Annotated in this window: 10 protein-coding genes, 8 tRNA genes and 1 rRNA gene; all 19 read left to right on the forward strand. The window is 40.2% G+C overall.

Going from position 1 to position 14522, the window contains the following annotated elements:
* The first annotated feature begins 193 nt into the window (after positions 1–193).
* The 19 genes from rrf to ACI3K6_RS20950 all read left to right on the forward strand — a co-directional run bounded on the left by rrf (position 194) and on the right by ACI3K6_RS20950 (position 14366).
* Positions 194–309: ribosomal RNA gene (gene rrf, locus ACI3K6_RS20860) — 5S ribosomal RNA — on the forward strand.
* A 21-nt stretch (positions 310–330) separates the two neighbouring features.
* A tRNA-Asn gene (locus ACI3K6_RS20865) sits at positions 331–405 on the forward strand.
* A 28-nt stretch (positions 406–433) separates the two neighbouring features.
* A tRNA-Thr gene (locus tag ACI3K6_RS20870) sits at positions 434–506 on the forward strand.
* An 18-nt stretch (positions 507–524) separates the two neighbouring features.
* Positions 525–599, forward strand: a tRNA-Glu gene (locus ACI3K6_RS20875).
* 4 nt (positions 600–603) lie between these two features.
* Positions 604–679: transfer RNA gene (locus tag ACI3K6_RS20880), tRNA-Val, on the forward strand.
* Between the two features lie 6 nt (positions 680–685).
* Positions 686–761 (forward strand) — tRNA-Thr (locus ACI3K6_RS20885).
* A gap of 16 nt (positions 762–777) precedes the next feature.
* Positions 778–862 (forward strand) — tRNA-Tyr (locus tag ACI3K6_RS20890).
* Between the two features lie 46 nt (positions 863–908).
* Positions 909–983, forward strand: a tRNA-Gln gene (locus ACI3K6_RS20895).
* Positions 984–986: 3 nt separating this feature from the next.
* Positions 987–1059: transfer RNA gene (locus ACI3K6_RS20900), tRNA-Lys, on the forward strand.
* A 469-nt stretch (positions 1060–1528) separates the two neighbouring features.
* Positions 1529–2428 (forward strand): arginase, encoded by a 900-nt coding sequence (gene rocF / locus ACI3K6_RS20905; RefSeq protein WP_435556355.1) that lies wholly within the window; start codon positions 1529–1531, stop codon positions 2426–2428.
* A 194-nt stretch (positions 2429–2622) separates the two neighbouring features.
* Positions 2623–3186 (forward strand): RNA polymerase sigma factor SigW, encoded by a 564-nt coding sequence (gene sigW / locus ACI3K6_RS20910; protein ID WP_335477626.1) that lies wholly within the window; start codon positions 2623–2625, stop codon positions 3184–3186.
* Between the two features lie 15 nt (positions 3187–3201).
* A complete protein-coding gene (locus ACI3K6_RS20915) occupies positions 3202–3798 on the forward strand; it encodes an anti-sigma factor family protein (RefSeq protein WP_435556356.1) in 597 nt (198 codons plus the stop codon).
* 134 nt (positions 3799–3932) lie between these two features.
* Positions 3933–4760 carry a diadenylate cyclase CdaA gene (cdaA, locus tag ACI3K6_RS20920; RefSeq protein WP_335477630.1) on the forward strand — a complete coding sequence of 276 codons (828 nt, stop codon included), beginning with the start codon at positions 3933–3935 and terminating at the stop codon, positions 4758–4760.
* A complete protein-coding gene (locus tag ACI3K6_RS20925) occupies positions 4753–5979 on the forward strand; it encodes a CdaR family protein (protein ID WP_435556357.1) in 1227 nt (408 codons plus the stop codon). The genes cdaA and ACI3K6_RS20925 overlap by 8 nt, the downstream gene beginning before the upstream one ends.
* Positions 5980–6018: 39 nt before the next feature.
* A complete protein-coding gene (glmM, locus tag ACI3K6_RS20930) occupies positions 6019–7368 on the forward strand; it encodes a phosphoglucosamine mutase (protein ID WP_435556358.1) in 1350 nt (449 codons plus the stop codon).
* A 503-nt stretch (positions 7369–7871) separates the two neighbouring features.
* A complete protein-coding gene (gene glmS, locus ACI3K6_RS20935) occupies positions 7872–9674 on the forward strand; it encodes a glutamine--fructose-6-phosphate transaminase (isomerizing) (protein WP_435556359.1) in 1803 nt (600 codons plus the stop codon).
* Positions 9675–10949: 1275 nt separating this feature from the next.
* The gene (locus tag ACI3K6_RS20940; RefSeq protein WP_435556360.1) at positions 10950–12419 is read left to right on the forward strand and encodes a glutamate decarboxylase; all 1470 of its coding nucleotides are present in this window, start codon (positions 10950–10952) and stop codon (positions 12417–12419) included.
* Positions 12420–12987: 568 nt separating this feature from the next.
* Positions 12988–13494 (forward strand): hypothetical protein, encoded by a 507-nt coding sequence (locus ACI3K6_RS20945; RefSeq protein ID WP_435556361.1) that lies wholly within the window; start codon positions 12988–12990, stop codon positions 13492–13494.
* A gap of 386 nt (positions 13495–13880) precedes the next feature.
* Positions 13881–14366: an SMI1/KNR4 family protein gene (locus ACI3K6_RS20950; protein ID WP_435556362.1), complete on the forward strand. Its 486-nt coding sequence runs from the start codon at positions 13881–13883 to the stop codon at positions 14364–14366.
* Positions 14367–14522 lie beyond the last annotated feature (156 nt).

Below are 14522 nucleotides of genomic sequence, written 5' to 3' on the forward strand. Positions count from 1 at the left end.
AGGTCAGAGGTGGAAGCGTGGTGACACGTGGAGCTGACTGATACTAATCGATCGAGGACTTAACCAAGTCAATGCGATCTTGTTTTTACCAAGTTTCTTCTACATTATCTAGTTTTGAGAGAATGAAATTTTTAAAATTTCCTCTTGAAAAATTTAAAAAAGACATTATAATAAAATAGTGTCAATTAACTGGTCTGGTAATTATGGCGAGAAGGTCACACCCGTTCCCATACCGAACACGGAAGTTAAGCTTCTCAGCGCCGATGGTAGTTGGGGCATTGCCCCTGTGAGAGTAGGACGCTGCCAGGCCGGTATATATAATTTAATTATTCCGCAGTAGCTCAGTGGTAGAGCTATCGGCTGTTAACCGATCGGTCGTAGGTTCGAGTCCTACCTGCGGAGCCATTTTACTTTTCTATGTATTATAAGCTATGCTTCCATAGCTCAGTAGGTAGAGCACTTCCATGGTAAGGAAGAGGTCAGCGGTTCGAGCCCGCTTGGAAGCTTACCTATATTTATAAAACGGCCCCTTGGTCAAGCGGTTAAGACACCGCCCTTTCACGGCGGTAACACGGGTTCGAATCCCGTAGGGGTCACCATTTCGGAGGATTAGCTCAGCTGGGAGAGCATCTGCCTTACAAGCAGAGGGTCGGCGGTTCGATCCCGTCATCCTCCACCATATTATGCCGGGGTAGCTCAATTGGTAGAGCAACTGACTTGTAATCAGTAGGTTGGGGGTTCAAGTCCTCTCGCCGGCACCATTCTTTTTTTGAATGTGGAGGGGTAGCGAAGTGGCTAAACGCGGCGGACTGTAAATCCGCTCCCTCCGGGTTCGGCGGTTCGAATCCGTCCCCCTCCACCATTTATATTTTTCATCATAATTGGACATGCTATTAATGTTCAGCTATTGGGCTATAGCCAAGCGGTAAGGCATCGCACTTTGACTGCGACATGCGTTGGTTCAAATCCAGCTAGCCCAGCCATTAGAGCCATTAGCTCAGTTGGTAGAGCATCTGACTTTTAATCAGAGGGTCGAAGGTTCGAGTCCTTCATGGCTCATGCGAAAATAAAAACCCTAGGATGGATTGATCCTAGGGTTTTTCCTATTATTTCTGCGGTAGTAGTTCAGTGGTGGAACTCCACCTTGCCAAGGTGCGGGTTCGAATCCGTCTTCCGCTCCACTACAATATATAAAAATACTGCCTTAAGCTGTAAAAAAAGCTTAAGGCTTTTTTGTTTAAAAGGAAAGTAAAAACGTTCCTTTCTAGCATAAATGCAACTACGCCTCAGTATTCGCTTAATAGGCCTGCCCGTCGGCGAGTTTTTCATGTTTATTTAATGAATATTGAGAGGCTATCAAATTTGAATGTTTTCCCTGCAAATTAGAGAAGATTCCCACAAAATTTATAGATAAGTCCCCCCATTTGTCTAAATATTCCCGCATATATATACAAAATTTTGTCGAGTTGAGTCATTTGGTTGAAAGCGGTTAAAATATAGATATTAAGGGCTCTAGGAGGAATTTTTGATGAATAAAAAACTTTCAATTATTGGAATGCCAATGGACCTTGGTCAAATGCGAAGAGGGGTCGATATGGGACCAAGTGCCATCCGTTATGCTGGGATCAATGAAAGGTTAAAGCCATTATTTGATGAGGTCCACGATCTAGGGGACATCCCGATTGGTCGCCCAGAGGTAGCCGTCGATAAGGAGTCTAATTTAAGGAATTTGGATTTAGTTGCTGAGAAAAATACTCTTTTAGCTGAAAAAGTAGACGAAGCGATACAGTCAGGAGCTTTTCCGCTTGTATTAGGGGGAGACCATAGTATTGCGATTGGAACATTGGCTGGTGTAGCGAAACATTACAAGAATCTAGGGGTCATCTGGTATGATGCCCATGGTGATTTAAATACAGCTGAAACAAGCCCATCAGGAAATATTCATGGAATGCCGCTTGCGGTCTGCATTGGTTTAGGACATCCATTATTAACGGACATCGGAGGTTACTCGCCAAAGATTAAGCCTGAAAATGTGGTCATCATCGGAGCGAGATCTCTTGATGAAGGGGAAAGAATCTTAATCAGGGAAAAAGGTATTAAAGTTTATACCATGCATGAAATTGATCGGATGGGCATGACAAAGGTTATGGAAGAAACGATCAATTATCTGAAAGAAAGAACAGATGGGGTTCATTTATCGCTTGATTTGGATGGGCTAGACCCAAGCGAATGCCCTGGAGTAGGAACACCAGTTATGGGAGGAATCAGCTACCGTGAGAGCCATTTGGCAATGGAAATGCTAGAAGAAGCTAAACTGGTCACTTCTGCAGAATTTGTGGAGGTTAATCCAATACTCGATGAAAAAAATAAAACTGCCTCTATTGCAGTTGGGTTAATGGGCTCTTTGTTTGGAGAAAAACTTCTATAATATCGAAGGTGCAGCTGTATAATAAATGCAGCTGCATTCTTTTTATTTGGCATACAAATGTAAAAAACTTTTAGCAATTTTTACTATTTTTTTGATAAAATGATTGGTATTGAGAATTTTTTTCGCCATATTTGAAACTTTTTTGCTAACGGTTCGTATTATCGTATAGCCAGCATTGGAGCTGAGATAATTTCATGGATGCAATTGTTAAAAAGAGAATAAAACAAGTCATAAAAGGTGATCAGGACGCATTTGGAGAAATCGTGGAGATTTATAAAAATAGTGTCTATCAGCTGTGTTACAGGATGCTTGGAAATCGGCATGAAGCTGAGGATATGGCACAGGAAGCGTTTATCCGGGCGTATGTTAATATAAATACATTTAATCAGGATTTAAAATTCTCCACTTGGCTTTTTCGAATTGCTACGAATTTGTGCATCGATCGAATTCGCAAAAAAAAGCCCGATCATTATTTGGATGCTGAAGTAGCTGGGACGGAAGGATTAACGATGTATTCGCAAATACCTTCAGACACGCCGCTGCCGGAAAAGGAGCTGGAAAGTCTCGAACTCCAGGAAACAGTTCAAAAGGAGATTTTAAAATTACCTGAAAAATATCGATCAGCTATCGTATTAAAGTATATTGAGGACATGTCCTTAAACGAAATTAGTGAAATACTCGATCTTCCAGTAGGAACAGTGAAAACCAGAATTCACCGGGGAAGAGAAGCCTTAAGAAAACAATTACGATACGTGTGATAGAGGTGAAATTAGATGTGTCCGGAACAAATCATTGAACTGATGCATGATTATTTGGACGAAGAGATCGAGCCAGATAAGGAGCAAGTATTAAGAGAGCATCTCCAAAACTGTAAAGAGTGTGAAAGCATTTTTAATGAATTAAAGAAATCAATCGCTTTTGTAAAAGGTATGTCCCGTATGCAAGCTCCTCCGGATTTCACGGTAAATGTACTAGCTCGTCTGCCGAAAGAAAAGAAACAGGTTTGGATGCAGCGTTGGTTAAAAAACCACCCATTTCTTGCAGCGGCCTCATTATTTATCTTATTAATGGCTAGCGGTATTTATTCGACATGGAGTCAAGATCAGGAGTTTTCGGTTACGAAGCAAAAGAACTTGATTGTTCAAAACAATACGGTCATTGTTCCTAAAGGTGAAGTGGTCAAAGGCAATGTAGTGGTGCGCAATGGAACCCTGAAAATTGAAGGGGAAATCCAAGGAGATGCTACCGTGATCCATGGTGAAAAATACCTAGCTTCCGCCGGACATGTAACAGGAGATATTGAGGAAGTAAATGAAGTTTTTGACTGGATTTGGTATCATATGAAAAATGCACTAAATATTTTCGATTAAAAGCAAATCGCTCATGATGAGTGATTTGTTTTTTTCATCTGCAACATATAATAAAAACAAGCTGGATTTGTGATATAATGTATTGGTTATGTTTTTACATTTGTTTTTAAAGGAATAGTTACGGAGGAAAAACTATGCCGTTTACCGATTGGGCCTTTTGGAAATATATATCGAGCGCTGTTGATATACTTCTTGTATGGTATGTTATTTATAAATTAATAAATGTGATAAAAGGAACAAAGGCAGTTCAATTATTAAAAGGGATCCTTGTTATTTTGATTGTACGGGTAGCGAGTGATTTTTTTGGATTGACCACCTTAAGCTGGATGATGCAGCAGGTCATCACTTATGGATTTTTGGCGATTATTATTATCTTTCAGCCTGAATTAAGGAGAGCTCTTGAGCAGCTGGGGAGAGGGAAGTTTTTTTCAAGGAGTACGAATCCTGACGATGATGGACAGGAAAAGACCGTCGAAGCAATTATCAAAGCGACGGAGTACATGGCCAAACGTCGAATTGGTGCGCTCATTTCAATTGAGCGTGAGACAGGGATGAGTGACTACATAGAAACGGGAATTCCATTATATTCAAAAATTTCATCTGAATTATTGATCAATATTTTTATCCCGAATACACCGTTGCATGACGGGGCGGTGGTCATTCAAAAGAATAGTGTTGCGGCTGCGGCCTGTTATCTCCCGTTATCAGAAAGCCCGTTTATCTCCAAGGAATTAGGAACACGACATCGGGCTGCCTTAGGTATTAGTGAGGTAACAGATAGTGTGACTGTTGTCGTCTCAGAGGAGACAGGCAGCATTTCGTTAACTAAAAATGGTGAGCTCCATCGTGATTTAGGAGCCGAAGAATTTAAGGAAATTCTTGCAAGGGAATTATTAGATGTAATAAAAACAAAACAGGCTTCTTCAGCTCGTTGGAACTGGAGGGGGAAAAACAATGGATAAGTTAATGGATAATCCATGGTTTATAAAAATACTGGCATTAGTATTGGCTGTTCTCCTATACTCCTCTGTGCCTCATGCAGGGAGTAAGTTTACCGATGTAAACGTACCGAGTGAAGAAACATCTGCTACGATCAAGAATATGCCGGTGAAGGTGTACTATGATACGAAAAACTTGGTGGTTTCAGGGATACCAAATACTGTAAATGTCACCATAAAAGGTCCGATTACTCATGTACAATCGGCAAGAGCTTTAAGGAATTTTGAGGTTTATGTGGATTTGACTAAAGCAAAAATCGGGAAACAAAAGATAAAGATAAAAGTTAGGAATTTGTCTGATAAATTAAGTGCGACGATTAAACCGTCATCTGTGAATGTATCTGTTCAGGAGAAAATATCCAAAGAATATAAAGTGTCTGCAGAATTTAACTCCAATCTCGTGGACGAAGGTTATATTGCCGGGACACCTTCCATCGAACCGAAAAGGGTGAAAATTACCGGGGCAAAAAACCTGATGGATCGAATCGCTTATGTAAAAGCAGTTGTTGACGGCAAAAACAAATTGAAAGAAACAACGACCACAGAGGCTACTGTACAGGTTTTAGACAAAAATTTAAATAAATTAGACGTAGTGGTGGAACCTGGTACAGTCAAAGTAACTATACCAGTAAAATCCAACAGTAAAACGGTCCCAATCGATCTAGTGAAAAAGGGAACTCCCCCATCCGGAATCACAATTGATTCGATCACCCTAGATACAAAAGAAGCGGTGATAACTGGAAGTGAGGACGTTTTAAAAAATACAGAAAGTGTTAGGGTTGAAGTGGATGTCAGCAAAATTTCAGATAGCACCACACTGAATTTACCAGTCATTATTCCAAATGGAATCACAAAGGTCAGCCCGCAAATGGTAAAAGCAACCGTAGTGGTAAATCAACAGGGTGAGAAAACAGTTTCAGGAATACCTATAAAAATTACAGGCTTAGCTGATCAATATAAAGCAGAAATCAATGACCCATCTAATGCGACAGTCAATTTATCGATAAATGGACCTAGCGGATCTGTTGATGATGTGGGTCCAGGCGACTTTAATGTTTTTATCGACTTATCCAATCTTACTGAAGGCAGTCATAATGTAAATATTCAAGTGGAAGGTCCCCCCAATGTGAAATGGAAGGCTGATCAAAGCACAGCAAAAGTTACAATTATAAATAATGCATAAAATGTAGCAATATACATGGTTGAAGGAGCGGATTTTGAAATGGGTAAATATTTTGGTACTGATGGTGTTCGCGGAGTCGCAAACAGCGAATTAACACCTGAACTTGCCTTTAAACTAGGCCGTTTTGGCGGATATGTGTTAACAAAGAATAAACCACGTCCAAAGGTTTTAATTGGACGTGACACACGTATATCAGGACATATGCTTGAAGGAGCTCTTGTAGCGGGTCTGTTATCGATTGGTGCTGAAGTCATGCGTTTGGGTGTTATTTCCACACCGGGCGTATCGTATTTGACAAAGGCCTTGGGAGCCCAGGCTGGCGTTATGATTTCTGCCTCCCATAACCCGGTTGCCGATAATGGGATTAAATTTTTTGGACCTGATGGCTTCAAGCTATCAGATGAACAGGAATTAGAGATAGAAGAGTTAATGGATTTACCTGATGACCAATTACCTAGACCAGTTGGAGCTGATCTTGGTCAAGTAATGGATTATTTTGAAGGCGGCCAAAAATACCTGCAATATTTGAAGAACACTGTTGATGAAGATTTTTCTGGAATCCATATTGCGCTAGACTGTGCACATGGTGCTACTTCTTCCTTAGCAAGCCATTTATTTGCTGATTTGGATGCTGATTTATCTACCATGGGGGCATCACCAAATGGGTTAAACATTAATGCAGGAGTAGGGTCAACACATCCAGAAGCATTGGCTGCTTTAGTAAAAGAAAAAGGCGCTGATGTAGGGTTAGCCTTTGATGGTGATGGAGATCGTTTAATCGCTATAGATGAACAAGGGAACATAGTGGATGGGGACCAAATCCTCTATATTTGTGGAAAGTATATGAAGGAGCATGGCCGCTTAAAACATAATACAGTTGTCTCAACAGTAATGAGTAATCTCGGATTTTATAAAGCGTTGGAGAGCCATGGTATTACCAGTGATCCAACAGCAGTTGGGGATCGATATGTTGTAGAGGAAATGAAGAATAATGGATATAACCTCGGTGGTGAGCAATCCGGGCACATTATTTTCTTGGATTACAACACAACCGGTGATGGGTTGTTAACAGGACTACAATTAGTCAACATCATGAAGGCAACGCAAAAGCCATTATCCGAACTGGCAGGAGAAATGAAAAAGTATCCGCAAAAGCTCGTGAATGTAAGAGTGACGGATAAGCATCATGTGACAGACAATGTGAAGGTTAAAGAAATCATTGAGCAAGTGGAATCAGAAATGAACGGAAATGGACGGATTCTTGTTCGCCCTTCAGGCACAGAACCACTTGTCCGTGTTATGGCCGAAGCAGCAACAGAAGAGCTTTGTGAGAGTTATGTTAGCCGTATTGTCGCTGTTGTAAAAGAAGAAATGGGATTACAAGAATAGAGAATAAAGCTATGCATAAGGGAACATAATGCTTCTCTTATGCATATTTTATTAGGAAAGGTATTTAATTTGCCTTTTTGGGAGTAAACTACACCCAGTCATTTCCTGTTGAAACTACCTCTATTTCCATTTTAATGGTTGACGGACCTTTGTAAATCAGGTAGTATTAACTTGCTTTGTTTTAAACAAAACGAAGCACTCACATCTAATGAAAAGGAGGATAGTAAGAAACAGAACTTTTTAAAAGCGCCAGAACTAACTAAAAGAGAGTTTGGTTAGTTGACGAGGAGGAGGGTTATCGAAATGTTCGGCGGATACCTCCCGGTTGATCGCACAACCGTTGATTTCCACTTTAAAACACAAAGGCAACTTTGTGCACAAAGAGGGGAAAATGCGATACTAACATGTAAGGTATAGACAGATACCTATAAAAAATAGAGATAAGGGGGCAAGTACGCCTCCAAGCTTCCTTGCCCCCTTTAAACAGGGAGGAAACGGAATAAATGTGCGGAATTGTTGGATATATTGGAAATAATGATTCTAAGGAAATTTTGTTAAAAGGCTTAGAAAAGCTTGAATATAGAGGATATGATTCAGCAGGTATTGCTTTGAAAAATGAACAAGGTATTCATGTTTTTAAAGAAAAAGGACGTATTGCTGATTTACGCAGCATTGTGGACGAAAACATTGTTGCTAGCGTAGGAATCGGTCATACCCGCTGGGCCACTCATGGGGTGCCAAGCCAAGTGAATTCACACCCTCATCAAAGTGCCTCAGGCCGCTTTACGCTTGTTCATAACGGCGTCATTGAAAACTATGATTTGTTAAAACGTGAGTACCTCTCTGACGTTTCTTTTAAAAGCGAAACAGATACTGAAGTTATTGTTCAGCTTGTTGAAAAATTCGTTAACGAAGGCCAAAAGGTTTTGGAGGCTTTCCGAAAAACATTATCCCTTTTACATGGTTCATATGCCCTTGCCCTTTTAGACGAACAGGATGGGGAAACCATTTATGTAGCGAAAAATAAAAGCCCGCTATTGGTTGGTTTAGGTGCTGATTTTAACGTTGTCGCGTCTGATGCGATGGCAATGCTACAGGTTACCGATCAATATGTGGAATTAATGGACAAAGAGATTGTCATTGTTGCGAAAAAAGGAGTCGTCATCCAAAATCAAAATGGCGAAGTTATTTCTCGTGCCCCATATAAAGCAGAACTTGATGCCAGTGATATCGAAAAAGGAACGTATCCGCATTATATGTTAAAGGAAATTGACGAGCAGCCTTCTGTATTGCGTAAAATTATTCAAAAGTATCAAAATGAGCAGGGGCAATTAACAATAGACCGTGACATTATTCATGCCGTAAATGAATCTGATCGGATCTATATTATTGCTGCAGGTACATCCTATCACGCAGGATTAGTCGGAAAGCAATTCATTGAAAAATTAGCGAAGGTGCCAGTGGAAGTTCATATCTCCAGTGAATTTGGCTACAATATGCCGTTGCTTTCTGAAAAGCCGTTATTTGTATTCATTTCACAAAGCGGCGAAACAGCAGACAGCCGTGCCGTTTTAGTTCAAGTCAAGGAGATGGGCTATCCAGCATTAACGATCACCAATGTTCCGGGTTCAACTCTATCCCGTGAAGCGGATTATACGCTTTTGCTTCATGCTGGCCCTGAGATTGCCGTTGCCTCAACAAAGGCATATACTGCACAGCTAGCTGTATTGGCTATTTTTGCAGAAGTAACAGCAAAAAGCCGCGGATTAGAAGTGGGCTTTGATTTAATTCATGAACTTGGTTTGGTCGCTAATGCTGTGGATGTTCTATGCGATTCTAAAGAGATCATTGAGATGATCTCCAGAGAGTTCTTATCGGTTACCCGTAATTGCTTCTTTATTGGTCGTGGCATTGATTTCTATGTAGGATTAGAAGGTGCCTTAAAGCTGAAGGAAATTTCCTATATTCAGGCTGAAGGCTTTGCCGGCGGTGAACTAAAGCACGGAACCATTGCCCTAATTGAAGAAGGAACACCGGTAATTGCTTTAGCTACTCAGGAGAATGTTAACCTTAGCATTCGCGGAAACGTAAAAGAAGTCGTTGCCCGCGGTGCGAACCCTTGCATCATTTCGATGAATGGTTTGAACATGGACGAAGACAGTTTCGTCATTCCAGAAGTAAACGAATTATTAACACCACTTATCTCTGTCATTCCATTACAACTGCTTGCATACTACGCAGCTCTGCACCGCGATTGCGATGTTGATAAGCCGCGTAACCTTGCAAAGTCGGTGACTGTGGAGTAGTTTACTCCTTATCTCAAATATTTTTGTTGATTGACAAAAAAGTCGAGTACCGTACAAAAAAGTCGAATACCGTACAAAAAAGTTGAGTACGGTTTTCAAAGTAAGGTATCGCTCAAAGTCATTCAATTATGTATGATTGTTTCATGCGTTGAAATGTGTAGAGAAAAAATTACCGTTCCTTAACTAAAAATAACGGTGCTTAAATAAAATGAACACTCCAAGAACCGAAGTTTTTCTGATCCAATTCAGGAGACCTTCGGTCTTTTTTTTGCCCGAAAAAGGCAGGGAAGGAAGGAGAAAAATGGCATGAAGATAAGCGGGAGAAACCAGTCATATCAACGCATTTGAAAGGATAAAAAAGGAGGAATTGCGGGAGGAAAAGCGAGAAAGAAGGCGGGAAGAATCAATCCTCAACCCTTAATACTACTCTGTTATTATTATGTCGGATTCAGTGAAAAATCGTTACACAAATGAGGAAAAGGCGAGAGAAAAGCGGGAACGTTATTATTCTTTTGCGGGATTTAGAAAAGGGGCGAAAAAAGGCTTGAGGTAAAGTGGGAGAAGGGATTGAAGGGTTTAGGGGGAGGAGGAGAGCGGGAACGTTATTAAAATCGGGGGACATGAAAACCCAAAAGTTGCTAACAATTTTGAAATTGTTTTGCGCATAAAACTTACGAGGGCTTTTCAATGATAAGACTCAATCCAATTATAGGGGTTGAGTCTTTTTTTCTTCAATTTCTTTCAATATTCATGTTGAATGGCAAGATTTTTCGTGACGGACTTGGTAGCAAGTTATCTGGCTTTTACTAGGACATAAGTTGGTAGCTGCCCAGCAAAGTAGGTGCCTTTGTTTTATTGTAGTTTTGAAATAAAGCCGCGATGTTTATAAAAAAGTTGCGAAGCTTTACCCCTTTAGATATGGTTATCTAAAGGGGTATTCTTATAGTTAAAGGAAAAGTATTTCTGAACCAAAAGGTGTATTAGAGAATTGTTTAGTAACAATAGGGTTGTTCAGCAATCGGGCCATATTATGGGGTATAAAATTAGCCTCAATTGAGGTGAACCGTATCATAAGTAAATGAGGTTTTAACGAAAAAACAACAGCACCCTCTAATTTGCTGGAGAGGTGCTGTTTTGTTATTTGAATGGTTTACGTTAATATGCTCCTTTAATTTGAATGGTGGCAGCACCTTTTATTAGAATTGTCCCCTTGGTTTAACAAATGCTTTTTTGTAAATAATATGTTTGTTAAACAATTAATTAAGGGGGACTTGTATGCCACAGGATCGAAAAGCAGAAGTTCAAAACGATGCATACGAAGGAAAAGAGATCATGCCAGATAATCCACAATATCTACCGCGTCACGTGCAAATGGAGTTGCCTCACGAATTTTCTATAAATCCTCTGTTTGCCCGTGAAGGAGAATCAGTCGTTCCGCGCTTTCACATGCATGATAAAGGCATGTTACCAGAAACAGCGTATCAAATCGTCCATGATGAAATTGCTCTTGATGGCAATGCCCGCTTGAATCTTGCAACATTTGTTAGCACATGGATGGAGCCTGCCGCAGAGCACTTATATGCCAAATCATTCGACAAGAACATGATTGACAAGGATGAATATCCACAGACAGCCGAAATTGAGGAGCGGTGTGTCCGCATTTTAGCCAACCTCTGGCATTCGCCCACCCCCCTTACGACTATGGGCGTTTCAACAACTGGATCGTCGGAAGCATGTATGCTCGGGGGGCTTGCGTTAAAGAGACGCTGGCAAAACGCACGCAAAAGCGAAGGGAAGCCGGTGGATCGGCCCAATATTGTGTTTAGTTCTGCTGTTCAAGTCGTTTGGGAAAAATTCGCGAACTATTGGGAGGTTGAACCACGCTATGTGAAGGTTAGCCCAGAGCATCCCCAATTGGATCCTCAGGGGGTCCTCGCTGCCGTGGATGAAAATACGATTGGTGTGGTACCGATTCTCGGTGAGACTTATACCGGGCTTTACGAACCGGTTGCCGCCATTGCGAAAGCGTTGGACGATTTACAGGAGAGAACGGGCCTCGACATTCCCATGCATGTGGATGCGGCTTCGGGGGGATTTATAGCACCGTTTCTTCAACCAGATTTAGTCTGGGATTTTCAATTACCGAGGGTGAAGTCCATCAATGTATCCGGACATAAATATGGATTAGTCTACCCTGGGTTGGGTTGGATAATTTGGCGGGAAGCTGAAGATCTCCCTGAGGATCTAATCTTCCGCGTCTCCTATTTGGGCGGGAACATGCCGACTTTTGCCCTGAATTTCTCTCGTCCTGGCGCACAAGTGCTCCTGCAATATTACAATTACCTGCGTTTGGGGAAAAGTGGGTACTATGATGTCCAAAGGGCTTCTCAGAAAGTCGCTCTTTTTCTTAGCAAGGCGATTCAGAAGATGGAACCGTTCGAACTTTTGTCCGATGGTTCGGATATTCCGGTTTTCGCTTGGCGACTGAAAGATGGTTACACATTAAACTGGAATCTTTATGATTTATCTCGACAATTGCGTGTGTTCGGCTGGCAAGTACCTGCCTATCCATTGCCTCCAGATATGGAAGCGGTCACGATTATGCGCGTTGTGGTTCGAAATGGATTTTCCATGGATCTCGCGCATTTATTTTTGATGCACCTCAAACAGGCCGTTGCCTTTCTGGATTCTCTGGACGGGCCAATGCCACATGATACGAAACGTGATAATGGGTTTCATCACTAAGTAGGGACAGATCCCGTAGCCATTAAGTTGAGCTAACCACCGGTGAAATCAACTATCTTAGATGAATCCCTCCATTAAGAAATTCATTGGAGGGAGTTTTCATGGAGATTAAGTCGACCAATAAGGATATGCTTTATACAGAAGAAAAGTTTATATCTCTTATCGATTGGGGGAACGGGTTAAGCACCCGATCTGATAAATAGACGGAGAAATTCCGCCTATTGACTCGAAAAATATGAAAATGAGTAATTTTACTTTGCATAATCGGAAAACCTCCCTTTATAAACCCTAGAACGAGCTCTATTCTGCATCTAACCGAAAAATCTGCGCTTATTTTACTATCGCTGGTTACTCAATTAAGGACAAGACTTCATATTTAAAGGAAGTGAGAGGGGGGAGGGCGATCCAAGAGAACCTCATTTAGATACCTCACGGTGAACCGTACCTTAAGTAAGTGAGGTAAATTGCCCTAGGTATTTATATAATTTTCCAATGGTTATTTTTATCATGTTAAAATGAATGAGAAACGCAAACAAAGAAAATCGTATATTAGAAGGTGAGGTAGCATATGTCATTAGCCAATGATTTTGATATGTATACTGATGAGATTGAATTGATACAAACTCAAAACCGTGTGGAATGCGATTTGTATTCAATAATCGCCTGTATCATCAGAGAAAGAAAACAAAGTAACAAGATTTCTTTAAGAGATGTTTCTGCGCGACGAAAATCTGAATTTTCAACATCATTTATAGGAAATTCGGGATTTCCAGACTTCGTGATACGAGAAAGAATTAAAAGCAATAACGCAGCTACTCTTGGAGCGATTGAAGTTAAGCGTGTAGGTCAAGATTTAGACAAACATTTAGAACAGGTAAAAGGTCATCTAATTTCCTATAAAAGAGTTATCTATACGAATGGGCTCGAATGGAGGTACTATAAAGGCTCTATTGACAGCCGTCGATGGAAGGTTGAACTTGGAAAAAAAAGCAGTGATGGAAAAATCACATGGGATAACGACAATAATTGGAAAAAATTATTGGAAGAATTAGATAAGATTGAATGGATAGAGTAAGAGTGGTTTTGCGAATTCCAATTTACATATTTCTAAAAACATACGTTTAAAAAAATGAAATTCATAGAATAATAATTATCAAAAGTGATGCTATATTACAACCTCATTTAGCAATGCCACGGTGAACTGTATCATAAATAATATTCAAAATAGTATTATTCAACAATCGGGCGCTTTTCTTTAGTAAGAAGGCGTCTTTTTTATATGCTCTACACAAAAGATTGTGAAGATTTTCACTTAAACTATAGGGTGCGTTAATCTAGGTAGGATTAACGCACTTTTTGTTGAATTCCTTATTGAACAAACGGGGCAGGTTAGTTGAAGAAGGAGTATTTAACTTTAATCTCGAAATATTAGGCATAATAAGCAAAATAACGGAGGAAGAAATGGTTAAAAATGAATTAAATGAGTCTGCATTAGAAATGATTAGACGCTCAAAGATTTCAGCTAGAGTCGCTTCAGTTACAGAAATTAACTTACTCAGGGATGAACTTGGTGAAAACCTACCAGACTGGTTAATTAACTTAATGTCTCAAGTACCTATATGTAGCAGTCAACTTGTTGTTCCCTGTACAGTAGAAGACGAGGAATTTGAGTTATTAATCGATTTTCTGGACCCAAAAGAATTAATTCAGGAAAATAAATCTCTAGTACCTGGATGTGCTGTTTTCAATAAAGGTTATCTCTGTATTGGTGTAGAGAGTGGTATAGGTAATCCTTATGCGATAAATATTAGAGAAGGAAATAATCCACCAGTGTATTTATTGGACCACGAGTATGGTGAAGATACAGAGCAGATTATAAATAATAAGGAAGTTATCGTAGAGAGATTATCGGACCTGTTTTCAATAGCTTTTATTAATGAGGATTAACCCTTTAATGATATGTCAGCCTGAAATTACAATTACATTAAAGTCCTTATACCTCTTACTTTTTCAGAATCTGTTTTGACAAGATGATGAAATTTTTATAATAGACTCAGAACTAATTGCTTGTAATAGAGTTACCGTATTTCCTTGGGATAGCGA

This window comes from Neobacillus solisequens (genome assembly GCF_051233465.1).
Taxonomy (GTDB): domain Bacteria; phylum Bacillota; class Bacilli; order Bacillales; family Cytobacillaceae; genus Neobacillus.